Source organism: Enterobacter sp. SGAir0187 (assembly GCF_002952735.2).
In the GTDB taxonomy this organism is placed as follows: domain Bacteria; phylum Pseudomonadota; class Gammaproteobacteria; order Enterobacterales; family Enterobacteriaceae; genus Enterobacter; species Enterobacter quasiroggenkampii.
This window is the reverse complement of record NZ_CP025034.2, coordinates 1,292,696-1,313,808: the sequence shown is the minus strand read 5'-3', so window position 1 is coordinate 1,313,808 and position 21,113 is coordinate 1,292,696. Positions and strand designations below refer to the sequence as shown.

22 protein-coding genes are annotated in these 21,113 nt (G+C 58.9%); 9 read left to right on the top strand and 13 right to left on the bottom strand.

Annotated features, from left to right (window positions below):
* Nucleotides 1-18 precede the first annotated feature (18 nt).
* The 3 genes from CWR52_RS06385 to CWR52_RS06375 are packed head-to-tail and all read right to left on the bottom strand — an operon-like array spanning nt 19 to nt 2,301.
* Nucleotides 19-1,131 carry a M20 family metallopeptidase gene (locus CWR52_RS06385; protein WP_104949155.1) on the bottom strand — a complete coding sequence of 371 codons (1,113 nt, stop codon included), beginning with the start codon at nt 1,129-1,131 and terminating at the stop codon, nt 19-21.
* Between the two features lie 13 nt (nt 1,132-1,144).
* Nucleotides 1,145-1,609, bottom strand: a complete 465-nt coding sequence (locus CWR52_RS06380) for a YjiG family protein (RefSeq protein WP_104949154.1) — start codon at nt 1,607-1,609, stop codon at nt 1,145-1,147.
* Nucleotides 1,606-2,301, bottom strand: coding sequence for a nucleoside recognition domain-containing protein (locus CWR52_RS06375; RefSeq protein ID WP_104949153.1), 696 nt, complete (start codon nt 2,299-2,301; stop codon nt 1,606-1,608). The genes CWR52_RS06380 and CWR52_RS06375 overlap by 4 nt, the downstream gene beginning before the upstream one ends.
* Nucleotides 2,302-2,570: 269 nt before the next feature.
* On the opposite strand from CWR52_RS06375, the gene cstA reads away from it, so the two are divergent.
* The gene (cstA, locus tag CWR52_RS06370) at nt 2,571-4,676 is read left to right on the top strand and encodes a pyruvate/proton symporter CstA (protein WP_104949152.1); all 2,106 of its coding nucleotides are present in this window, start codon (nt 2,571-2,573) and stop codon (nt 4,674-4,676) included.
* 60 nt (nt 4,677-4,736) lie between these two features.
* Nucleotides 4,737-4,934 (top strand): YbdD/YjiX family protein, encoded by a 198-nt coding sequence (locus CWR52_RS06365; RefSeq protein WP_006809671.1) that lies wholly within the window; start codon nt 4,737-4,739, stop codon nt 4,932-4,934.
* Here the strand turns inward: CWR52_RS06365 and CWR52_RS06360 are convergent.
* The 4 genes from CWR52_RS06360 to CWR52_RS06345 form a co-directional block, all read right to left on the bottom strand.
* The gene (locus tag CWR52_RS06360; RefSeq protein WP_063438248.1) at nt 4,931-5,335 is read right to left on the bottom strand and encodes a helix-turn-helix domain-containing protein; all 405 of its coding nucleotides are present in this window, start codon (nt 5,333-5,335) and stop codon (nt 4,931-4,933) included. The genes CWR52_RS06365 and CWR52_RS06360 overlap by 4 nt on opposite strands.
* Nucleotides 5,310-5,612, bottom strand: a complete 303-nt coding sequence (locus CWR52_RS06355) for a type II toxin-antitoxin system RelE family toxin (protein WP_104949151.1) — start codon at nt 5,610-5,612, stop codon at nt 5,310-5,312. The genes CWR52_RS06360 and CWR52_RS06355 overlap by 26 nt, the downstream gene beginning before the upstream one ends.
* A 183-nt stretch (nt 5,613-5,795) precedes the next feature.
* The gene (locus CWR52_RS06350; protein WP_104949150.1) at nt 5,796-6,539 is read right to left on the bottom strand and encodes an SDR family NAD(P)-dependent oxidoreductase; all 744 of its coding nucleotides are present in this window, start codon (nt 6,537-6,539) and stop codon (nt 5,796-5,798) included.
* Between the two features lie 57 nt (nt 6,540-6,596).
* Nucleotides 6,597-7,685, bottom strand: coding sequence for an oxidoreductase (locus CWR52_RS06345; protein WP_104949149.1), 1,089 nt, complete (start codon nt 7,683-7,685; stop codon nt 6,597-6,599).
* A gap of 159 nt (nt 7,686-7,844) precedes the next feature.
* Between CWR52_RS06345 and CWR52_RS06340 the strand changes: the two genes are divergently transcribed.
* The 4 genes from CWR52_RS06340 (at nt 7,845) to CWR52_RS06325 (ending at nt 12,748) form a co-directional block, all read left to right on the top strand.
* A complete protein-coding gene (locus CWR52_RS06340; RefSeq protein WP_104949148.1) occupies nt 7,845-9,347 on the top strand; it encodes a sugar ABC transporter ATP-binding protein in 1,503 nt (500 codons plus the stop codon).
* Nucleotides 9,344-10,339, top strand: a complete 996-nt coding sequence (locus tag CWR52_RS06335) for an ABC transporter permease (protein ID WP_104949147.1) — start codon at nt 9,344-9,346, stop codon at nt 10,337-10,339. The genes CWR52_RS06340 and CWR52_RS06335 overlap by 4 nt, the downstream gene beginning before the upstream one ends.
* 19 nt (nt 10,340-10,358) lie before the next feature.
* A complete protein-coding gene (locus tag CWR52_RS06330) occupies nt 10,359-11,423 on the top strand; it encodes a sugar ABC transporter substrate-binding protein (RefSeq protein WP_104949146.1) in 1,065 nt (354 codons plus the stop codon).
* Between the two features lie 83 nt (nt 11,424-11,506).
* Nucleotides 11,507-12,748, top strand: a complete 1,242-nt coding sequence (locus tag CWR52_RS06325; RefSeq protein ID WP_104949145.1) for an LVIVD repeat-containing protein — start codon at nt 11,507-11,509, stop codon at nt 12,746-12,748.
* A gap of 85 nt (nt 12,749-12,833) precedes the next feature.
* Here the strand turns inward: CWR52_RS06325 and mtnK are convergent, their stop codons facing one another.
* Nucleotides 12,834-14,033, bottom strand: coding sequence for an S-methyl-5-thioribose kinase (gene mtnK / locus CWR52_RS06320; RefSeq protein ID WP_104949144.1), 1,200 nt, complete (start codon nt 14,031-14,033; stop codon nt 12,834-12,836).
* Nucleotides 14,034-14,137: 104 nt separating this feature from the next.
* Here mtnK and mtnA point away from each other — a divergent pair, with 104 nt between their 5' ends.
* A complete protein-coding gene (mtnA, locus tag CWR52_RS06315; RefSeq protein ID WP_104949143.1) occupies nt 14,138-15,154 on the top strand; it encodes an S-methyl-5-thioribose-1-phosphate isomerase in 1,017 nt (338 codons plus the stop codon).
* Nucleotides 15,155-15,196: 42 nt separating this feature from the next.
* On the top strand, nt 15,197-15,667 hold the full coding sequence (locus CWR52_RS06310) for an SRPBCC family protein (RefSeq protein WP_104949142.1): 471 nt from the start codon (nt 15,197-15,199) through the stop codon (nt 15,665-15,667).
* Between the two features lie 476 nt (nt 15,668-16,143).
* On the opposite strand, the gene CWR52_RS06305 is transcribed toward CWR52_RS06310, so the two are convergent.
* Genes CWR52_RS06305 through CWR52_RS06295 form a run of 3 tightly spaced genes read right to left on the bottom strand, consistent with a single transcriptional unit; the run spans nt 16,144 to nt 17,983 of the window.
* Nucleotides 16,144-16,686: a 1,2-dihydroxy-3-keto-5-methylthiopentene dioxygenase gene (locus CWR52_RS06305; RefSeq protein ID WP_008501008.1), complete on the bottom strand. Its 543-nt coding sequence runs from the start codon at nt 16,684-16,686 to the stop codon at nt 16,144-16,146.
* Entirely contained in the window at nt 16,683-17,372 is a 690-nt protein-coding gene (gene mtnC, locus CWR52_RS06300; protein WP_104949141.1) for an acireductone synthase, read from the bottom strand. Before mtnC ends, CWR52_RS06305 begins: the two co-directional genes overlap by 4 nt.
* A complete protein-coding gene (locus tag CWR52_RS06295) occupies nt 17,369-17,983 on the bottom strand; it encodes a methylthioribulose 1-phosphate dehydratase (protein WP_033144913.1) in 615 nt (204 codons plus the stop codon). The genes mtnC and CWR52_RS06295 overlap by 4 nt, the downstream gene beginning before the upstream one ends.
* A 123-nt stretch (nt 17,984-18,106) precedes the next feature.
* Here CWR52_RS06295 and CWR52_RS06290 point away from each other — a divergent pair, with 123 nt between their 5' ends.
* Nucleotides 18,107-19,267, top strand: coding sequence for a pyridoxal phosphate-dependent aminotransferase (locus tag CWR52_RS06290; protein WP_104949140.1), 1,161 nt, complete (start codon nt 18,107-18,109; stop codon nt 19,265-19,267).
* Here the strand turns inward: CWR52_RS06290 and CWR52_RS06285 are convergent, their stop codons facing one another.
* The gene (locus CWR52_RS06285) at nt 19,268-19,894 is read right to left on the bottom strand and encodes an IbrB-like domain-containing protein (protein ID WP_104949139.1); all 627 of its coding nucleotides are present in this window, start codon (nt 19,892-19,894) and stop codon (nt 19,268-19,270) included. It abuts the gene before it with no gap.
* On the bottom strand, nt 19,879-21,102 hold the full coding sequence (locus tag CWR52_RS06280) for a phosphoadenosine phosphosulfate reductase (RefSeq protein ID WP_104949138.1): 1,224 nt from the start codon (nt 21,100-21,102) through the stop codon (nt 19,879-19,881). Before CWR52_RS06280 ends, CWR52_RS06285 begins: the two co-directional genes overlap by 16 nt.
* Between the last annotated feature and the right edge of the window lie 11 nt (nt 21,103-21,113).

The following is a 21,113-nucleotide window of genomic DNA, read 5'->3' as shown; positions in this document are numbered from 1 at the left end:
GGACGATTTAGTGCAAAATTAGAGCATAGAGACTACGCGTCTGAGTAAGCGAATTCTTGGCTCAATCGACGCTTTATCCAGCCATTCCGCCGGGCTGTGGAACCCGGCGCCAATTGGCCCCAGGCCGTCGAGCGTCGGGATACCCAGCGCGGCGGTGTGGTTGGCATCGCTGCCGCCGCCGACCGCCTGCCAGGTAATGCCGATACCCTCCGCTTTTCCTGCGGCTTCAACCTGCTGCATCAGGGCCTGAGTCGCAACGCTTGCTGCCATCGCCGGTTTGTGATTCACCCGCGCAAGCGTAGTGGTCACGCCGTCTAAAAAGCCTTTTTCACATAATGCTTCAAGCGCCTGATTCACCCGGTCGTACTCGTCGTTTTCCCAGAAGCGCACGTCGAGTTCGGCTACAGCGTTATCCGCCACCACGTTGGCCGCGCTGCCGCCGTGAATCACCCCAACGTTGAGCGTGGTGCCGCGATCCCAGTCGGTTAACGCATTTATCGCGCTGACGCTGTTCGCCAGGGCCGTAATCGCTGAGCGGCCTTTCTCCGGATCGTTGCCCGCGTGTGCCGCAACGCCGCTGAAGGTAAGGTGATAGCCTGCCATTCCTTTACGCGCCTTCACCAGCGAGCCGTCGGCGCGGGCGGCTTCGCACACCAGCACGCAACGGGAACGTTTGGCCAGCTCGCCGATCCATTCATGGGAATACACCGAGCCGGTCTCTTCGTCCGGGTTCATCGCCACGGCAATCGCGAGACGATCTTTGTCCGCGGCGTCGAGCCCGCGCATCGCCCACAAAATATTCAGCAGTCCGCTCTTCATATCCGAGACGCCGGGGCCGTACAGGCGGGTATTGTCCTCGCTCAACGGGCGATCGGCGACGGTGCCGGGCGCAAACACGGTATCCAGGTGCCCGACCAGCAGCACATCAAAGCGTTCCGCCTGCGGCTTGTTGCTGACGAACACGCCGGGACCTACCTTATCGCCCAGATCCACCTGCCCGGTGTGCCAGCCTTCGCGCTGCCAGAGCTGCTGTATGATGCCTGCCACGGCGGCAACGCCCGCAATGGTCTGGGTGCCGCAGTCCACGTTCACCAGGGTTTTCAGTTCTTCAATGTAGTGGTCAAGATTCATGTTCACGTCCTGTTCAGAGAATAATGCGCATCAGCAGCATGGCTAAGAAAGCGTTGACCACCGAGAGGGCGATCATCAGCGGGATACGTTTGGCGCGGGTGCCGATCACGCCCAGAATGCGGCCCAGATACTGCACCTGTGAGCCCATCAGGTAGATAGCGGGCGCCAGGATCGCCAGGTGCTCGCCGTTGATAATGCCTTTATCAAACAGGCCGATGGCGACGCCGATCCCGCCGCCCATCGACATCCAGCCGCCAATCAGCACCGCGGCAGCCTCACCCGGCAGGCCGAACAGGCCCATTAACGGGGCGAAGATCATGCCCAGCCCTTTCAGGGCACCGGTAATTTCCAGCGCTTTGATGATGATAAATGCCATCACCACGTTGGGCAGGGTGCTGCTGGTGGCGATGCTCCAGCCTTTGCGCGCGCCCTCGACGAAGACATCGGTAATCACGGGGTTAGACTGTGGGGCACTCATGTGGCGTCTCCTTTACGGGTGAAGGACAGGATCAATCGCAGCATATTTGCGCCCACGATTTTCATGATAAACATGACGGCGATACAGGCGCCAATGGACGTGGGAACCGCCGCCGTGCCGTCAACGGCGACCAGCGTGAAGAGGATCGCCCCGGAAGAGAAAAAGTTGGTGATCATCGCCCCGGCGGAGAACTGGAACATGGCGAAAACATCTTTCTCTTTTTCGCTGATTTGCCCTTCATCAGACAGGTTGCGGGTCAGCGACGCGCCCACGTCGGTGCTTTGCAGGCTGCCGATCAGCGCCAGCCCGGTGGTGCCGGGAATGCCCAGCAGCGGGCGAAGCAGAGGGGTTAACAGCTTGCGGGCGGCACGCAGCGCGCCGTAATGCTCCAGCACGTTGATCATCCCCAGCGCGAACATCACCGCGGGAATTAAACCGAGCGCGAAGAGAAACCCGTCCATCGCGCCGCTGCCGCCGGTGCCGCGAAAGGCGCTGGTGGCGGTGGTCAACGTGCCGTCGTCAAGGCTGGCTTTGCTGACGACTTTGCCAAATGCGCCGTTGAGGGTGGTGAAATCAAAGACGCCGTACCACTCTTTTCCGCCCAGCAGGCCGGAGAAGAAAACGGCTGCAAACGCCAGCGCGAAGTACGCGCCCGGCCCGACCTTTTGATCCTGAGGTATTGAACTGTTCATATCCTTTTTCCTTGTATGCACGCGATTGCGCAGGACCATTCTGGCGAGGTTATGAGTAAAAAAAATGATACAAATCATTTCGTAAAGCCGTGTCTGGCTGAAAAAGGCAAAAGTGTGACCAGTGATGGCACGAAAGTGATCGGCTTAACACTGTGGTGTAAATCTCTGGTTTGACCACGCATTATTGCGTTTCAATGTTGTTAAATTTTTCCGATTGTTCTAGAAACAAAATGTAACATCTCACTGTTTCACAACAACGGATAACCACTATGAACAACTCAGGGAAATACCTTACATGGGCAGGGCTCTCCGTTGTGGGAGCCTTTGCCCTGGGCTACATCGCCCTCAACCGGGGGGAGCAGATCAATGCGCTCTGGATCGTCGTTGCCTCGGTCTGCGTTTACCTGATCGCCTATCGTTTTTATGGTCGCTATATCGCAAAGAACGTGTTAGGCGTTGATGCGACGCGCATGACGCCTGCCGTCCGCCATAACGACGGTCTGGACTACGTGCCGACCGACAAGAAAGTGCTGTTCGGTCACCATTTTGCGGCGATTGCCGGGGCAGGCCCGCTGGTGGGACCGGTGCTGGCGGCGCAAATGGGCTACCTGCCGGGGATGCTCTGGATCCTCGCCGGGGTGGTGCTGGCAGGGGCGGTGCAGGACTTTATGGTGCTGTTCGTCTCCACCCGCCGCGACGGACGTTCGCTGGGTGAGCTGGTGAAAGAGGAGATGGGGGCGACCGCCGGAGTGATTGCGCTGGTGGCGACCTTTATGATCATGGTGATCATCCTCGCGGTGCTGGCGATGATTGTGGTGAAAGCGTTGACCCACAGCCCGTGGGGAACGTATACCGTAGCCTTTACCATTCCGCTGGCGCTGTTCATGGGGATCTACATCCGCTACCTGCGTCCGGGCCGCATTGGTGAAGTGTCGGTGATTGGTCTGGTATTCCTCGTGTTCGCCATTATCTCCGGCGGCTGGGTGGCGGAAAGCCCGACCTGGGCGCCGTTCTTCGACTTTACCGGCGTACAGCTGACCTGGATGCTGGTGGGCTACGGCTTTGTGGCGGCGGTGCTGCCGGTGTGGTTGCTGCTGGCCCCGCGTGACTACCTCTCTACCTTCCTGAAAATCGGCACCATCATCGGGCTGGCGATCGGCATTCTGATTATGCGCCCGACCCTGACCATGCCGGCATTAACCAAATTTATCGACGGTACCGGCCCGGTCTGGACCGGTAACCTGTTCCCGTTCCTGTTTATTACCATTGCCTGCGGTGCGGTGTCGGGCTTCCACGCGCTGATCGCCTCCGGGACGACGCCGAAGATGCTGGCGAATGAAAATCAGGCCTGCCTGATTGGCTACGGTGGCATGCTGATGGAGTCCTTCGTGGCCATCATGGCCCTGGTCTCCGCCTGCATTATCGACCCAGGCGTCTACTTCGCGATGAACAGCCCGATGGCGGTCCTGGCTCCGGCCGGTACCGTTGACGTGGTGGCCTCTGCCGCGCAGGTGGTGAGCGGCTGGGGCTTTGCGATTACGCCTGATACGTTGACGAGCATCGCCAGCGAAGTGGGCGAGCAGTCCATTATCTCCCGCGCGGGCGGGGCGCCGACGCTGGCGGTGGGCATGGCGTATATTCTCCACGGCGCGCTGGGCGGACTGATGGACGTGTCGTTCTGGTATCACTTCGCCATTCTGTTTGAAGCGCTGTTTATCCTGACGGCGGTGGATGCGGGAACCCGTGCGGCGCGCTTTATGCTGCAGGACCTGCTGGGGGTGATCTCCCCGAACCTGAAGCGGACCGACTCGCTCCCGGCTAACCTTCTGGCGACGGCACTGTGCGTGCTGGCGTGGGGCTATTTCCTGCATCAGGGCGTGGTCGATCCGCTGGGCGGGATTAACACCCTGTGGCCGCTGTTCGGTATCGCCAACCAGATGCTGGCGGGCATGGCGCTGATGCTCTGCGCGGTGGTGCTGTTCAAGATGAAGCGCCAGCGCTATGCGTGGGTGGCGCTGGTGCCTACCGCGTGGCTACTGATCTGTACCCTGACGGCGGGCTGGCAGAAGGCCTTCAGTCCGGATAACAAAGTGGGCTTCCTGGCAATTGCCAACAAGTTTCAGGCGATGATCGACAGCGGCAAGATCCCGGCACAGTACACCGAATCGCAGCTGTCGCAGCTGGTGTTTAACAACCGTCTGGACGCCGGGCTAACCATCTTCTTTATGGTGGTGGTCGTGGTGCTGGCGTTGTATTCTCTCAAGACCGCGCTGGCGGCGTTGAAAAACGATAAGCCAACGGCGAAAGAGACGCCATACGAGCCAATGCCTGAAAACCTGGAAGAGATTGTGACCCAGGCGAAAGGGGCGCACTAACCTTTGTGCCGGGTGGCGGCTTCGCCTTACCCGGCCTACATTCCCTGTGAGATCAGAATTATGTTCGACACCCTTTCCAAAGCCGGTAAGTACCTGGGCCAGGCCGCCAAAATGATGATTGGCGTGCCGGACTACGACAACTACGTCGAGCATATGCGCGTCAACCATCCGGACCAGACGCCAATGACCTACGAAGAATTTTTCCGTGACCGCCAGGACGCCCGCTACGGCGGCAAGGGCGGGGCGAAGTGCTGTTAACCCTCTTTCGGTAAATAGAGGCTGATTTGCTCCTGCTTGCAGCCATAAATTGCCGCCAGCTTTTCGCGGGTGCGCTTTTGCGGACGGGAGTCCAGCGCTTCCAGCTGTGACACGGCGGACTGGCTGATGCCGAGTTTTTCCGCCACCTCCTGCTGCGACATGCCGCGCAGAATGCGCCATGCGGCCTGCAGGCTGACGTTCTCGTTATGCATGACGTCGCACACTTCCCCCGGTAAACCTACGTTATCGTAGATATCTGATTCGTAAGGGATGTCTTCCCAGTCGTTTTCATCATCGTCATCATACTCAAGCATGGCTAAACGCATGCGAAAATATTCATCGTAGGGAATGACAACATACTGTTTTTTTCCTTCTTCATCCTTGATGAACTGAATAGTCATATTCCGTATGCTCCTCATGAAGGTAGGTGGTGGTTGTCCGGCGTTTTACCGCCACTACGTAACAGGTATCACCTGGCGGGTCTCCGAAGGTGTAAATGACCCTGTAATCACCTAATCGCAACCTGTAGTGGTTTTCGGGAGAAGATAATTTCTTGATATCCGCGACAGTTGATGTTTTATCATCCATCTTCTCCAGCCTGAATTTAATGCGGTTCTGATATCGCGTATCGATTTTAGAAAATTGCTTCTCTGCTGTTTTTGACCACACGATCTTCATCCGTACCTCCACTGTACGCCCATACAAAATATAAGGAAATAATAAGACTATTAGATAAATTCCGAATTTCTTATGAGGTACTGTAGAGCGGAAAAAAAGCGCAGGTAAGAGGCAAAACGCAAACCGTCGAGGCGGCTCGACAAGGCCTCTGCCGGGCGACAGAGGCTTGCAGGAATATTGCGATCAGGCGTTCAAACCGCCGTCCACGTCCAGACCGGTGCCTGAGATCTGCCCGGCTGCCGGGCTGGCGAGGAAGGTGACCGCCGCCGCGATGTCTTCCGGCTGGCCGTAGTGGCCCAGGGCAATAAGCTGACGCTGTGAGTCAGCCTGTTCGCCGTCTTCCGGGTTCATATCGCTGTTGGTGGGGCCGGGGTGCACCAGGTTAACGGTAATGCCGCGCGGCCCTAAATCACGGGCCAGCCCGCGGGTGAGGGAGTTAAGAGCGGACTTGGTCATCGAGTAAACGGCAATGCCCGGCATCGCCACGCGGTTGGCCAGACAACTGCCGATGTTGATGATGCGCCCACCGTCGGACATGTGCACCAGCGCTTCCTGAATGGCGATCACCACGCCGCGAATGTTGACGTTGATCAGGGCGTCAATATCCGCCAGCGTCATGGACTCCAGCGGGCCGCCGCGTGCGATCCCGGCGTTGTTGACCAGAATGTCCAGCCCGCCGAGGGAACGCGCCGCATGGGTGACGGCATCCTGAATCGCCTGCGCGCTGGCGCTGTCCGCCTGCACGGCTTCGCTGTGTCGTCCCAGCGCCTTAATCTCATCGGCGACCGCCTGGGCTTTATCGGCGGATTTTTCATACGTAATAACTACATCGGCACCGGCGCGCGCCAGCGACAGTGCAATAGCCCGACCCAACCCGCGGCTGGCACCGGTAACCAGCGCCTTTTTACCTGTTAAATCGATCAGCATGATGACCTCGTTGCAAGAGTATAAAGAATCATCATTAGGTATAGCCTGTCGGCGCGATTAACGGCTGAAGGATTCCACCTTCTCAAACGCCGCGCGCAGAACCTCAGGCGTTAACGTCACCGGCAGGTAATGAATTGACTCCACCGGGCGCAGGGTGTGGGCAACCACCCTATCCAGCTCGTCGCGGTTGTGAATATCGACCTCCAGCGCGCGAAGCGTGGTCGGCAGGTTAAAACGTCGATACGCCGAGACAAGCTGTGCCAGCACGTCGTCCTGGCCGAGCAGGGCGCTCTGCACCAGAATGCCGTAGGCCACCTTGGTGCCGTGGAGGTATTTTTCCGTCTGCGGCAGCACGGTCAAACCGTTGTGCACCGCATGCGCCGCCGCCACGCGGGTATAGCGTTCGCCCAGACCGCCGACCATCCCGCCGCCTGCGATAATCGCATCCACCACGTCCCGGAACGCCTGCGTCTGTTCACCGCGCTGCTGGTCAGCCAGGGCTTCCTCACTGTGCTCCAGCAGCACGTCGCGGATCGCCAGCGCGCCGTTGATGCCCAGCCGCACGGTCAGCGGCAGCTTTTCAGGCTGCGGGGCGAGCACTACCGCTTCGTACCACTTCGCCAGCGTATCGCCGATGCCCGCCAGCAGATACTCCGCCGGGGCGTTAAGAATGATTTGTGGCTCCACCAGCACCAGGAAGTTGGCGTCGTCGAAGATCTCAAAATGCAGCGCCTGACCGGCATCGTTGTACCAGACGGAGAGCGGGGTCCACGCCGCGCAGGTGGCGGCAATAGTGGGGATGCCCACGAACGGCACGCCCAGACGACGCGCCACGGCCTTGACGGTATCCAGTACCGCACCGCCGCCGACGCCAATCACCACGCTGGCGTCGCTGCCGGATTCGTTCACCAGATGATTGACGTCGCGCTCGCTGCAGTGGCCTTTAAACAACAGGTGTTTCGCCCCCGGCGCGTGAAAGCTCTCCGGCAGGAACGGGCGCGCGCCGTCGATAGCGCGCTCGCCGTAGATCCACACCGCGCGGGAAAGCTGTTCCGGGGTAAAGAAGTCATTCAGATGCGCAAGGCTTCCGGGATGGGAGAAGTAGTTCGCCGGGCCAGGCACGACGCGGATATCGGTGTTGCTCATGGTGTTGTCCTTTTTTAGCAAGCGCTAACCCGATGTTATGTCTGGACATCCGGATGGCTAATAATATTTCGCTTTAACTTATGCCTTTTCCGTCGTTGTCAGTCAACCGGAGCTGTGAAAAATTCGATAAATCAGAAGAGTTATGAAGGATTTACGTGGATGGTTTCCAGTCGCCTTGAAATGCGCGGTATCAGCCTGGCCTTTTCCGGCTTTCAGGCGCTGTCGCGCGTGAACTTCACCTTAACCGGCGGATCGGTACATGCGCTGACCGGCGCCAACGGCGCGGGAAAATCGACGCTGATGGCGGTGCTGTGCGGGACGCACGACCACTATGAGGGCGAAATCTCCATTAATAACCAGCCGGTAAGCATCCGCGAGCCGCTCGACGCCAAACGGCTGGGGATCCACCTTGTGCAGCAGGAGGTGGACGTGGCGCTGATCCCGGGGTTAAGCATCGCCGAGAACATCATGCTCGACCAGCTGGCGCAGCCGGGGCATCGCTTCCGCTGGCGCGCGATCCGTCAGCAGGCGAGACAGGCGCTGGCGCAGCTGGATGTTTCTCTGGACGTACGCCGTTCCATCGACAGCTGCACGCTTGCCGAAAAGCAGCAGATTTTGCTGGCGCGGGCGCTATCCCACCACTGCCGTTTTTTGATTCTTGATGAGCCCACCGCGCCGCTGGACGCGCATGAGAGCGAGCGCCTGTTTGCGGTAGTGAGACGTTTAAAGCAGCAGGGCATCGGCGTGGTGTTTATCTCCCACCGCATTCACGAGCTGAAGGCCATCTGCGACACCTTAACGGTGCTGCGCGACGGCAAGCTGATCGAGTCCGGCCCGATGGCCGATCTGAGCGGCGAAGCCATCGTCGAGAAGATGCTCGGCCACGTGCTGAGCGACATCTATCCTCCCGCGCGACCGCCGCACGGCGACGAAACGCTGCTGCGCGTTGAGGGGCTTCACGACGACGCGCTGCTGAAAGATATCTCCCTGCACCTGCGCAAAGGCGAAATCCTCGGGATTGCGGGGCTGGCGGGGGCGGGGAAAACCGAACTCTGCAAGGCGCTGTTTGGCGCCACCAAAAGCCGCGTGGCGCGCGGTGAGCTGAATCATCAAACCTGGCAGCCGCGCGACCCGGCCGACTCCGTGCTGCGCGGGCTGGCGCTGGTGCCGGAGGAGCGCCGCAAAGAGGGCATTTTTATCGACGAGCCGGTGAGCATGAATCTAGCCGTGTGCGCCGATAACAGCTTCTCGCGCTGGAGCCTGTTCGGCCATCGTCAGGCGTGGCGCTGGGCGGAGGAGGTGATCGCCCGCGTTGGCGTGCGTGCGCGTGGGCCGGGACAGGTGCTGCGTCGCTTATCTGGCGGCAATCAGCAGAAGATCGCCATCGGCAAATGGCTGCGAAATGACGCGAGCGTGCTCATCTTCGACGAGCCGACCAAAGGCGTGGACGTGAAGGCCAAAACCGATCTGTTCCAGCTAATCGACGGCCTGGCGCGCGAGGGTAAAGGGGTGATTTACGCCTCGGGCGAATTTGCCGAACTGGTCGGGCTGTGCGACCGCATCTGCGTGCTGTGGGACGGGCGCATCGTGGCGGAAATCGCCGGGGCCGAGGCCCGTGAAGAGACACTACTTTATTATTCAACCGGAGGAACGGCGTCGTGAGTAAGGCCCTTTCAGTGAACGCGACGGCGTCTGGCCGTCAGCAGATTTTCGATTTTCTCTACAAGTGGGGCATGCTATTAACCGTCGTCGCGCTGGTGGCTGTCTTTGGCCTGGCGTCGGACAGCTTCCTCGACCCGAACAACATCGTCAACATTCTGCGCTCGATTGCCATCGTGACGGTGATAGCCATCGGCGTGTCGATCTCGCTGACCATTGGCGGGTTCGATCTCTCCGTGGGGTCTACCGCGTCGCTGGCGAACGCGCTGGTGATTTCCCTTTTTGTCTGGCACGGCTTCGGCACCACCGAGTCGATTCTGATCACCCTCGCGCTCTGCACGCTGGTGGGGCTGTTTAACGCCTTTCTGATCGTCATCCTGCGCATTCCGGACATGCTCGCGACGCTTGCCAGCCTGTTTGTTATTCAGGGCGTGGCGATGACCTACAGCTACGGCGGGTCGATTACCGAGAACATGGTGCTGCCGAGCGGCGATATGGCGGAAGGGACTATTCCGGCGGCGTTCAGCCTGCTGGGACAGGTGCCGACCATCGTGATCGTCATGCTGGTGGTGACCGTGCTGGCACAGCTGGGGTTGTCGCTCACCACTCACGGACGCCGGATGTACGCCATTGGCGGTAACCCTGAAGCGGCGCGTCTCTCCGGCATTCGCACCACGCGCTACAAGGTGGCGGCCTACGTGATTGCCTCCCTGCTGGCGGGCTTGGGCGGGATTTTGCTGGCCTCGCGTATTGGCTCATCGCAGGTGAACGCGGGCGGCGGTTACCTGATGGATGCGGTGGCGGCGGCGTGGATTGGCTTCTCGCTGGCCGGGTCCGGCAAGCCGAACGCGCTGGGCACGCTGGTGGGGGCGGTGATCCTCGGCGTGCTGTCGAATGGGCTGGTGATGCTCTCCGTGCCGTATTACGCCATGGACATTATAAAAGGGCTGGTGCTCGCGGTAGCGCTGGCGATTACCTACATACAAAAACGCTGACAACACAACGGGATAAAAAATGAAAAAGATTGCACTCTCTTTGGTGGCACTAGGGTTGCTCACTGCTCTGCCGGGATTCGCGGCCACGCCCGCGCCGGTTCCGGCCGCCATTGCGAACCATGACGGCCCCATTCGCATCGCGGTGATCCGTAACCTTGGCTCAGACGACAACACCACGCAGTTTATTGCCGGGGCGATTCAGGAAGGGAAGAAGCTCGGCTTTAAGGTCAGCACCTTTTTAAGCAATGGCGACGATGCCAAATTCCAGGACTTCGTGAACCAGGCCATCAGCCAGAAGTACGACGGGATTATTCTCTCTCAGGGGCGCGATCCGTACTCCACCGCGCTGGTGAAGAAAGCGGTGGACGCCGGGATTAAGGTCGCCGTCTTTGATACGGCGGTTAATGGCGAGATCCCTGGCGTGACCGTCACCCAGCAGGACGATGCCTCCCTGACGAACCTCTCCTTCGGCCAGCTGGCGAAAGATTTCAACGGCAAGGCCAATATCGTCAAGCTGTGGGTGGCGGGCTTCCCGCCGATGGAGCGTCGTCAGGCGGCGTATAAAGAGTTGCAAAAACAGTACCCGGACATCAAAGAGCTGGAGTCTATCGGCGCGGTCTCCTCTGACGTGCAGGGCGACACCGCCAACAAGGTGGGTGCGATTCTGACGAAATACCCGAAAGGTAAAATCGACGCCATCTGGGGAACCTGGGACGCCTTCAGCCAGGGGGCGTATAAAGCGCTGAAGGAGAACGGCCGCACCGAGATTAAGCTCTACAGCATCGACATCTCTAACCAGGATCTGCAGCTGATGCGCGAGCCGGGCAGCCCGTGGAAGGTGAGCGTGGCGGTGGATCCGAAGTTGATTGGCGCGACCAACGTGCGTCTGGTGGCGAACAAAATTGCCGGGGAAACCACACCTGCGACCTACGATTTTAAGGCAGCCGCCATTCCTCAGGCGCTGCTGACCGCCCAGCCGGGCGCGGTGAACGTGGCGTCGCTGGGCAAAATCATTCCGGGCTGGGGCCAGACGGAAGATTTTATCGCGCCGTGGTTTGCGACGCTGGAAGCCAGGTCAAAATAATGCCCGGTGGCGCTTCGCTTACCGGGCCTACGGTGTTGTAGGCCGGATAAGGCGAAGCCGCCATCCGGCGAAAGGACTCAACTATGTCTGCATTACCTCAACCCGAATACAGCCGCAATATGCGGCTGATTGGCCATAGCGATCAGGGCGGTCGCCCGGACGGCGTACAGCTGATGGTCCACCGCGGCTTTGCGTATATCGGCCATATGGTGTCGCAGGGCTTTTCGATTGTCGACGTGCGCGACCCGAAAAACCCGAAAGCGGCGGGCTACGTGCCCGCGCCGGCCGGCACCTGGAACGTGCATCTGCAGGCGCATGATGACCTGCTGCTGGTCATCAATGCCCGGGATCTGTTTGCCGATGCCCGCTTTGCCGACGAAAAGGTCTACTACACCCGGCAGGTGGGCGAGACCGTCCGCGATGTGCAGGACAAAGGCTGGAGCGCCGGGCTGCGCGTTTTTGATATCTCGACCCCGGACGCGCCGCGCGAAATCGGCTTTCTGTCGCTGAGCGGAATTGGCATTCACCGCATCTGGTACGTCGGTGGCCGCTGGGCGTACGTGTCGGCGCTTATTGACGGTTTTACCGACTACATCTTTCTGACGATCGATTTGGCCGACCCGCGTAAGCCTGAGGTGGCAGGGCGCTGGTGGCTGCCGGGGATGAACCAGGCCGAAGGTGAACAGCCGAACTGGCCGGAAGGGAAACGCTACGCGCTCCACCATGCGATTATTGCCGGCGATACCGCGTACGGCAGCTGGCGCGACGGCGGCCTGACGCTGCTGGACGTGAAGGATCGTACCCAGCCTAAGCTCATTAGCCACCGTAACTGGAGTCCGCCGTTTGGCGGCGGCACGCACACCGCACTGCCGCTGCCGGACCGCGATCTGCTGGTGGTGCTGGATGAAGCAGTGCTCGACAACCAGGAGGACGGGGAGAAGCTGATCTGGCTGTTTGATATCCGCGAGCCGTCTAACCCGGTCAGCATCTCTACCTTCCCACAGCCGGACGAAACTGACTACGTGGCGAAAGGGGCGCATTTCGGGCCGCATAACCTGCACGAGAATCGGCCGGGGAGCTTTGTCAGCTCCACGCTGATTTTTGCCACGTATCAGAATGCGGGCGTGCGCGCGTATGACATTTCCAATCCGTATCGTCCGGTTGAAACGGGGGCGCTCGTGCCTGCGGCACCAAAGAAAATGATGGATACCCGCCCAAATCGCCCGCAGGTGATCCAGTCGTGTGACGTGTTTGTGGATGCGCAGGGGATTATTTACAGCACGGATTATAACGGTGGGTTGTCGGTGATTGAGTATTTGGGGTGAGTTTTTGCCGGAGGGCGCTGCGCTTACCGGGCCTACATTCGTAACGTAGGCCGGGTAAGGCGAAGCCGCCACCCGGCAAAAGCACTCAACTGTACTGCCGCACCCGTGCCACCAGCTCTTCCGCGCTGTCGATACGGTCGGCAATCACAATCAGCGCTTTACCGAGCGTTATCGCGTGGCGCAGGCATTCGTGGCGCATGGCTTCATCCTGGATGGTGTCGATATCCGCCACGTGGGAAAGCCCGACGCTGCGGCGAATGAGCTCGGTGCCGCAAAAGCCGATGGCGTCATGCCAGACCTTTTTCAGGAACGCGGAGGCGTAGCCCGGTGCGCCGAGCGCAGCGTCGCGGGCTTTCTCGTTTGCCAGCGCCTGGAACCGTTCCGCGAAGGTGTTCCACAGCTCCTGAATATCGGTCAGGCGCTGCTCGCGCGCGGCGGCGGCATCGCGAATGCCCAGATGCCCCGGCAGGCCGCAGAAGTTCAGCAGCAGGTTGCCGATGGCGGTGCCGACGTCAAAACCCATCGGCCCGAAATAACCGAACTCGGCGTCGATGGCCTTCAGGCTGCCGTCGGCCACAAAAATCGAGCCGCTGTGAATGTCCCCGTGCAGCAGGGCTTCAGCCTGAGAAAAGAAACGGTGCTTCAGGGAGGCCACGGCAATTTTGAGCTGGGCGTCGTCGCGCAGGGCCGCTACGTCATTTTCCAGCTCGGCCGGGTAGCTGTTGCGCTCGTGGATCTGGTAGGGATCGTTGAAGAACAGATCTTCGGTGATCTCGCACATCTCCGGGTTGATGAATTTCGCCACCTGCGCTTTTTTCGCGTGCGGGTGCAGGTAGAAATCGCTGGTGTGGAACAGCGCGTGCGCGAGGTATTCGCCCAGCTGCTGCGCCGCCTGCGGGTAGTAAACGTTGTTGATCAGCTCGCCGCGCCAGATGCGATGGCTGGAGAGATCTTCCATCACCATCACCGCCAGTTCCGGGTCATAGTGGTAGATTTTCACCGTGTGCTGCGGGCTGTGCCGGTAGTGTTCGACCAGGGTTTGCGCTTCGAGACGGGCGCGGTCCAGCGTCAGCGGCCAGGATTCGCCGACGCAGCGCACGTAGGGCAGCGCCTGCTTAACGATGATGCGGCTCACGCCCGCGCTGTCGAAAATTTTGAACACCAGATTGAGGTTGCCGTCGCCTACCTCCTGCGCCTCCACCAGCGATGAAGGATCGTCAAGGCCGCCAAACTGCCTGGCATATTCCACGGCGTCCTGAGCGGTAAAGGTACGGTATTGCGACATGGCCTGCTCCTCACGGGTTTGCTAATAAAGACATGTAGACGTCTATACATCTGGATTTCATCCTGACACAATGTGCTACAACAACGCAACAGGGAATTAACGACATGCAGACATTACAGACGACCAGCCTGCGGGTAGTGGATAATCAGCTCTTTATTCTCGACCAGCAGGCCCTTCCGCAGGAGAAACGCTGGCTGGATGCCTCAGCGGTAGAGACGCTGGTGGGGCATATTCACGCCCTGCGGGTGCGTGGCGCGCCGCTGATCGGTCTCTCTGCAAGTCTGCTGCTGGCGCTGCTGGCGGAAAACGGCAAAAGCCGCGATGAGCTGGCGGTTGCGCTGGAAACCCTGCGCGCCTCCCGCCCGACGGCGGTGAATTTGATGAACAATCTCGACCGCATGAAGATTGCGCTGTGGCAGGAAGATTTCGTTCCGGCGCTGGTGGCTGAAGCGCTGCGCCTGATTGACGAAGATAAACGGCTCTGCGACGCGATTGCGAAAGCCGGTAGCGCGCTGGTAAAACCCGGCAGCCGCCTGCTGACCCACTGCAACACCGGCGGGCTGGCAACGGCGGGCGTCGGCACCGCGCTGGGCGTGATTGCTCGCGCGCATCAGGAAGGCAAGGTCAGTAACGTCTGGGTCGATGAAACCCGTCCGCTGCTGCAGGGGGGAAGATTAACCGCCTGGGAACTTGGCGAGCTGGCCGTGCCGTATCAGCTGATTACCGATTCCATGGCCGCCAGCCTGATGGCGAAAGGGCAGGTGGACGCCGTGTGGGTGGGTGCAGACCGCATTGCTGCCAACGGCGACGTGGCGAACAAGATTGGCACCTATTCCCTGGCGGTGCTGGCAAAATTCCACGGCATTCCGTTCTACGTGGCCGCGCCGCAAACGACCCTCGACCCGGACTGCCCGAACGGCGACGCGATCCCGATTGAACAGCGCGCAGCCAGCGAGGTAACGGGCGTCGCCGGAAGCTTTGGCGCGGTGCAGTGGGCACCGGAAAACGCGAAGGTCTACAACCCGGCGTTTGACGTGACCCCAGCCTCGCTGATTAGCGGCTGGGTGCTGGATACGGGCGTGGTCACGCCGGAAGAGGTTGCGGAAGGGAAATTTGCCTGAGTCCGGCTATCCTTTAAGGGGCTCCCTTAAGAGGACAACATCGTGACGCTCGATCCTGAAACAGACTTAAAACTGGAGCGCGTGGTGGACGCACCGCGCGACCTGCTGTGGCTCTGCTGGACTACGCCCGAGCATATCAAAAACTTCTTCATTCCTGCTCCCCATAAGGTGACCGAATGCGACCTCGACCTCCGCGTGGGCGGACGGTTCAACACCGTGTTTGAGGTGGACGGTCAGCGGATGGATAACCGGGGTGTGTTCCTTGAAATCGACCCGGGAAAAAAGCTGGTCTTTACCGACGGCTATACCGAAGGCTGGAAACCGGCCGAGAAGCCGTTTATGACGGCGATCCTGCTGCTGGAAGACGTAGGCGAGGGCAAAACCCGCTACTCGGCGATTGCGCGTCATCCGACGAAGGAAATCCGCGAGCAGCACGAGCAGATGGGCTTCCACGAAGGGTGGGGGATAGTGCTGGATCAGCTGGTGGAGTATGTGAAGAGGCTAAACGCGTAGTGCGCGCTGGTGCCCTCTCCCACAGGGGTGAGGAATCCCCAGTAATTTTATACCTGAAGCGATGCATGTGACTTCAGGAAAATGAATGGCTTACAGCGATGCCCTGGTCCGGCTGTAAATCGCTGAGGCGTTTCCTGTAGGCCGGGGCGAGGCGCATGGATGCGCCGAGAGGGCGGGCTTTACAGGGACGTTACCTCCGCCCGTCCCCGAAAAGCCGGAAGGAATAAGCCGAAGGCACCGCGAAGCGGCGATTTACCGCCGGGAGCCCGGGTCGCCAGGGCGGTGGCGATTGAGCCGCCCTGGCACGTTCACCGGCCATGTCCTTACAGAGTAGCAAGGAACATAAAGTGAACGGAATGACCACCAGAGCCGTATGTTCCCCCTCACCCCAGCCCTCTCCCTCAAGGGAGAGGGGGTCGTCCGTGCTGGTATTATTTTGTGGGGATTCCTCAGCCCACAGGGAGAGGGAGAAAAGATCAAGCGAGGCGCGGATACGCATCCGCAATGGCGTCACCGGTAAACTGGGCCACCCAGCCTTCCGGATTATCAAAAATACGAATGGCGGTAAAGTTCGGCTCTGAGCCCATATCAAACCAGTGCGGCGTGCCCGCAGGAACAGAAATCAGGTCGTTTTTCTCGCAGAGCACCTGATACACCTCATCGCCAATGTGCAGGCAGAACAAGCCCGCGCCTTCTACGAAAAAGCGTACTTCGTCCTCGCCGTGGGTGTGTTCGTTCAGGAACTTCGCGCGCAGCGCGTCTTTCTGCGGATTGTCGGCGCGCAGGCTAATCACGTCCCAGCTCTGGTAACCCTTCTCTGCGACCAGTTTGTCGATCGCATGTTGATACGCCGCGATCACGGCTTCAGGGGCGGGATCGTGTCCTAAATCGCGATCCGCCGCCCAGCGTTCAAACCGCACGCCTTTCGCGTTGAGCTGTTGGGCAATCTCGGCGGCGTCGGTGCTGTGCCACTGGTGCTGACTGGCGTCTTTGTCGGAATAAATGGTCAATGCGCTCATGAAGGGATCTGCTCCGGGTTAATCTCGTCAAACTGGTGGACCTGATGGTGATGGCTTGCGCCGTCATCTTCACCGCGAATCAGCTGCAGGGTGCGAAAACCTGCCTGTTCAGCCGCGTCCAGCTCCTGATGAATATCCGACAGGAACAGGATCTGCGACGGGGCGATGCCCGTTTGCGCCGCAATGTTCTGATAAGACTGCACCTCGCGCTTGGCGCCGATGTGGGTATCAAAATAGCCGCTGAACAGATGAGTAATATCACCTTCATCGCTGTAGCCAAATAACAGTTTCTGCGCAGCAACGGAGCCAGAGGAATAAACATAGAGATCAATCCCTTGCGCTTTCCATTTTTCCAGCGCAGGCAGCACGTCCGGGTAGAGGTGACCGGTAAAGTCGCCGTTCACGTAGCCGTCGTGCCAGATGATCCCCTGCAGCGCTTTAAGCGCGGTCGATTTGCGGTCTTCATCCATAAAGGCAAACAGGGCGTCGATAAGCTCGCTGACGCTGGCGTGCGGGTGACCGATTTCATCACGCAGGTTGTCCAGAATGGATTTCACCGGCTCGGCGTACTGCTGCGCGGTCACGAAGGCCGCCAGCCGCTCACGCGCGTAGGGGAACAAAACATCATGGACAAAACGAATATCGCTGGTGGTCCCTTCAATATCCGTCACAATCGCGCGAATCATACTCTCTCCAGTTGTCGTAAACGCATTTCGCATTCAAATAAGAACTCTAATCCTTCCAGATGACGGCGGGCTTCGGCCACGTCACGTCCCCAGCAGGTTAAGCCATGACCGCGCAGAAGAAAACCATAATTAAGCGGGCGTTCCTGGGCGTAATGGGCGATGCGCGAGGCGAGGGCGTCGATGTCCTGGTCGTTATCAAAGACCGGGATAGCCACCGTATCCAGATGCGTGGTTTGTCCGGTGAGGGATTTTTGCATCTCAAAGCCGCTGATGTTGAGCTCGGCCTCTTTGACCAGACGCGACAGCACCGTGGCGTTAACCGTGTGAACGTGCAGCACGGCGTTGGCTTCCGGGAACAGGCGATAAATAAGGGTGTGCAGACCTGTCTCCGCCGACGGTCTGCGGCCAGACGGCGCGCGGTTGGTGGCGATCTCCACCTGGAGAAAATCCGCCGTCGTCAGGCTGCCTTTGTCTTTGCCGGATTCGCTGAGCCAGCAGAGGCGTTCGTCCTGACGCACCGACATGTTGCCGCCGGTGGCGGGTGCCCAGCCTTTGGCACCGATCCAGCGGCAGGCGTCGACCAGATGCGTGAGTTGCAGGTTGTCTGTCATTTTCCTTTTACCCTCTCGGCCAGGAATATTCATATTGTTTAGACGTCTAAGCGTCTTGATTGCCAAAGACTAACATCGTGTTATAGTGGCAGCAACATAAGTATTACAAGCAGGCACAACACAATGAGCATTAACGCCTTGATTCCGCAAAGTAAACTTCCCAATCTCGGTACCACCATCTTTACGCAGATGAGCGCTCTGGCGCAGCAGCACAACGCCATTAACCTTTCTCAGGGGTTCCCGGATTTCGACGGCCCGGCTTATCTGCAGGCGCGTTTAGCGTATCACGTGGCGCAGGGGGCGAATCAGTATGCGCCAATGACGGGCGTGCAGGCGCTGCGGGAAGCCATTGCCGACAAAACGGCTGAGCTGTATGGCCATAAGCCCGATGCGAACAGCGACATCACGGTGACGGCAGGGGCGACCGAAGCGCTGTACGCGGCCATCACTGCGCTGGTGCGCGCGGGCGATGAAGTGATCTGCTTTGACCCGAGCTACGACAGCTATGCGCCTGCGGTGGAACTTTCCGGCGGCGTAGTGAAACGCGTGGCGTTACAGCCTCCGCATTTCCGCCCTGACTGGCAGGCATTCGCGGCACTGTTGAGTGATAAAACCCGCCTGGTGATTCTGAATACGCCGCACAATCCATCCGCAACGGTGTGGCAGAAAGCCGATTTCGCGGCGCTGTGGCAGGCGATTGCGGAACGTGAAATCTACGTGCTGAGCGATGAAGTGTACGAACACATCTGCTTTGCAGAAGAAGGACACGCCAGCGTGCTGGCCCATCCGCAGCTTCGCGAGCGCGCTATTGCCGTCTCATCGTTCGGTAAGACCTACCATATGACCGGCTGGAAAGTGGGCTACTGCGTGGCACCGGCCGCCATTAGCGCTGAGCTGCGCAAGGTGCATCAGTACCTGACCTTTGCCGTGAACACGCCGGCTCAGCTGGCGCTGGCGGATATGCTGCGCGCGGAGCCGGAGCACTACCGCGAGCTGCCGGACTTTTATCGCGCGCGCCGGGATCTATTTGTGAATGCGCTCAGCGAAAGCCGCCTGGAAATTTTGCCGTCTGAAGGAACCTATTTCCTGCTCGCGGACTACAGCGCGATTTCCGATCTGGATGACGTCAGCTTTTGCCAGTGGTTGACCAAAGAGGCAGGCGTGGCCGCCATACCGCTGTCGGTCTTCTGTGCCGATCCCTTCCCGCATAAACTGATCCGTCTCTGTTTTGCGAAGCAAGAATCGACACTGCTGTTGGCGGCCGAACGCCTGAATGCGCTCTGATTATTTCACCGTCCAGGCTTCTGAATAACGACGGTCTGCGAACAGTTCCAGCAGGCCGTTGATTTGCTTGAGGCGCAGAACCTCATCGCTGTCCATACCGAGCTCTTTGCCAATTTTTTGCTCGTTCCAGCCAAGCTGCGCCAGTTCACGGACGATTTCTGCCATCGCGTTGATCTGGTGTCGTCCACGCGCCCGGTTGTGACGGATCGTGGCGGCCATACGGTCATGCTTTTCCTGTCGATCCTGGCGCAGGCAGGTGACGGGGAAATATCCCCTGAGCTGACGCTTTAACGCCGCCCGAGTTTTGCCAATTTCATGGCGGTGGAAACCATCCACAATTTCGTAATGTTGCGGTTCACTTTCCGTCACGACAATAGGTTGGGTGAATCCATCGAGTTCCAGCGACTTGCTGAGCAGACTTTTTTCTGGAGGGGCAACGTTATTGGGGTTGTAGTCGTTTGCGATAATCGCGTCCTGTTTGATCCAAAGCACGCAGTCTATCGGTTGCTCACGAAAAGGACTATTTTTATGAATCGCTTCACGAAAAGCATTGATGGCGTTAATCCGATCCTCTTCGGGAAGAGACTGAAGGTACGTTTCGATCTCGGTGATTAATCGTTGTCGCATAATATGCCCCACTCCTTGCGTTTCGCCTTCACTCTTTCACTGTAGCGCTGATAATGTTTGGGTTTATTTGGGCTGAACGACAGCGCTCTGCACCAGTAGTCGTTATTAAGGATAACCTTGCAAATACGGCGCCATGAGGGAATGTCTTTGGCACCAATATCACCGTCCTGGGTGTCGGGAATATCCTCTATGCCTTTCTTCTGATACCAGCGCAGATAAATGGCGATTTTATTGCGGTAATGCTCAGCCGTATTTTGCGGCATGCTGTCGAGGAGCAGCAGGGCATATTCACGCCAGCAGAGGTGATCGGGTTTCAGGATTTTCCGGTGACCATAAAAATGGTTATCGTGCCCGGCGTAAATCCCTCCGCTGCGTACGCCGCTCACGCGCTCGCACATGGCCGCCCAGCGATCGGGCTCAACAACATGGTAGAGCCATAATCCCTGACGCTGCTCAGGACCGAAGGGCTCACAAATACGCATATAGCGGGGCGGCACGCCGGCCTGAAACATCAGATCGTAGAGGGGATTATAGCAGCAGCCTGATTTGGCGAACCAGGTCCAGATATCGGCGGTTTTCCAGTCGTAAAGCGGGTAGACATACCAGGCATGTCCCCCCGGCGCGACGGTTGTCCAGGGCTTATCATCGGCAAACCGTTGTTTACGCGCTGACGCGATAGCCAGAAAGCGGTTGTAAGATTCATCGGCGCGGATACCGATCATCACGGCGGCCGGGCGCTTGTGAGAGAACCAGTCGGAGAAACTGCGCACAAAGGTCTCGAAGGTCATTCCCGTCTGGTAAAAAGGGAAAAAAGCGGGGTCAGAGATGGCATCTGCAGGAGGTTGACGCACCCACTCGGTATGGGGTTCCCAGCACTGCCACTCCGGCTGGAATTGCGACAGGGAATTCTGCGTGGTGAGGGGGAGCGCTACCCACCAGAAACGATCGATGACATCGCTGTATAAGGCACGCATATGTTCGACATGGTTAATGGTGTAAGTAAATTGCGCTTCCCAGTCAATAAAGAGAACATCTATTTTGCGCTTCATCTTGCGGGCGCGTAATGCCGTCAAATGTAACATGACGGTGGAATCTTTTCCCCCTGAAAAAGAGACACACACTCGAGATAAATTTTCCAGAGTCCAGGCTATTCGTTCCTGCGTGGCCGTAAGGACGTTATTATCCAATGGAAGCTTGTAAATTGACATGTCATTCCCTT

Coding starts and splice junctions, on each gene's coding strand:
- CWR52_RS06385 (WP_104949155.1), bottom strand. CDS start 1,131: ATGAATCTTGACCACTACATTGAAGAACTGAAAACCCTGGTGAACGTG.
- CWR52_RS06380 (WP_104949154.1), bottom strand. CDS start 1,609: ATGAGTGCCCCACAGTCTAACCCCGTGATTACCGATGTCTTCGTCGAG.
- CWR52_RS06375 (WP_104949153.1), bottom strand. CDS start 2,301: ATGAACAGTTCAATACCTCAGGATCAAAAGGTCGGGCCGGGCGCGTAC.
- cstA (WP_104949152.1), top strand. CDS start 2,571: ATGAACAACTCAGGGAAATACCTTACATGGGCAGGGCTCTCCGTTGTG.
- CWR52_RS06365 (WP_006809671.1), top strand. CDS start 4,737: ATGTTCGACACCCTTTCCAAAGCCGGTAAGTACCTGGGCCAGGCCGCC.
- CWR52_RS06360 (WP_063438248.1), bottom strand. CDS start 5,335: ATGACTATTCAGTTCATCAAGGATGAAGAAGGAAAAAAACAGTATGTT.
- CWR52_RS06355 (WP_104949151.1), bottom strand. CDS start 5,612: ATGAAGATCGTGTGGTCAAAAACAGCAGAGAAGCAATTTTCTAAAATC.
- CWR52_RS06350 (WP_104949150.1), bottom strand. CDS start 6,539: ATGCTGATCGATTTAACAGGTAAAAAGGCGCTGGTTACCGGTGCCAGC.
- CWR52_RS06345 (WP_104949149.1), bottom strand. CDS start 7,685: ATGAGCAACACCGATATCCGCGTCGTGCCTGGCCCGGCGAACTACTTC.
- CWR52_RS06340 (WP_104949148.1), top strand. CDS start 7,845: ATGGTTTCCAGTCGCCTTGAAATGCGCGGTATCAGCCTGGCCTTTTCC.
- CWR52_RS06330 (WP_104949146.1), top strand. CDS start 10,359: ATGAAAAAGATTGCACTCTCTTTGGTGGCACTAGGGTTGCTCACTGCT.
- CWR52_RS06325 (WP_104949145.1), top strand. CDS start 11,507: ATGTCTGCATTACCTCAACCCGAATACAGCCGCAATATGCGGCTGATT.
- mtnK (WP_104949144.1), bottom strand. CDS start 14,033: ATGTCGCAATACCGTACCTTTACCGCTCAGGACGCCGTGGAATATGCC.
- mtnA (WP_104949143.1), top strand. CDS start 14,138: ATGCAGACATTACAGACGACCAGCCTGCGGGTAGTGGATAATCAGCTC.
- CWR52_RS06305 (WP_008501008.1), bottom strand. CDS start 16,686: ATGAGCGCATTGACCATTTATTCCGACAAAGACGCCAGTCAGCACCAG.
- mtnC (WP_104949141.1), bottom strand. CDS start 17,372: ATGATTCGCGCGATTGTGACGGATATTGAAGGGACCACCAGCGATATT.
- CWR52_RS06295 (WP_033144913.1), bottom strand. CDS start 17,983: ATGACAGACAACCTGCAACTCACGCATCTGGTCGACGCCTGCCGCTGG.
- CWR52_RS06290 (WP_104949140.1), top strand. CDS start 18,107: ATGAGCATTAACGCCTTGATTCCGCAAAGTAAACTTCCCAATCTCGGT.
- CWR52_RS06285 (WP_104949139.1), bottom strand. CDS start 19,894: ATGCGACAACGATTAATCACCGAGATCGAAACGTACCTTCAGTCTCTT.
- CWR52_RS06280 (WP_104949138.1), bottom strand. CDS start 21,102: ATGTCAATTTACAAGCTTCCATTGGATAATAACGTCCTTACGGCCACG.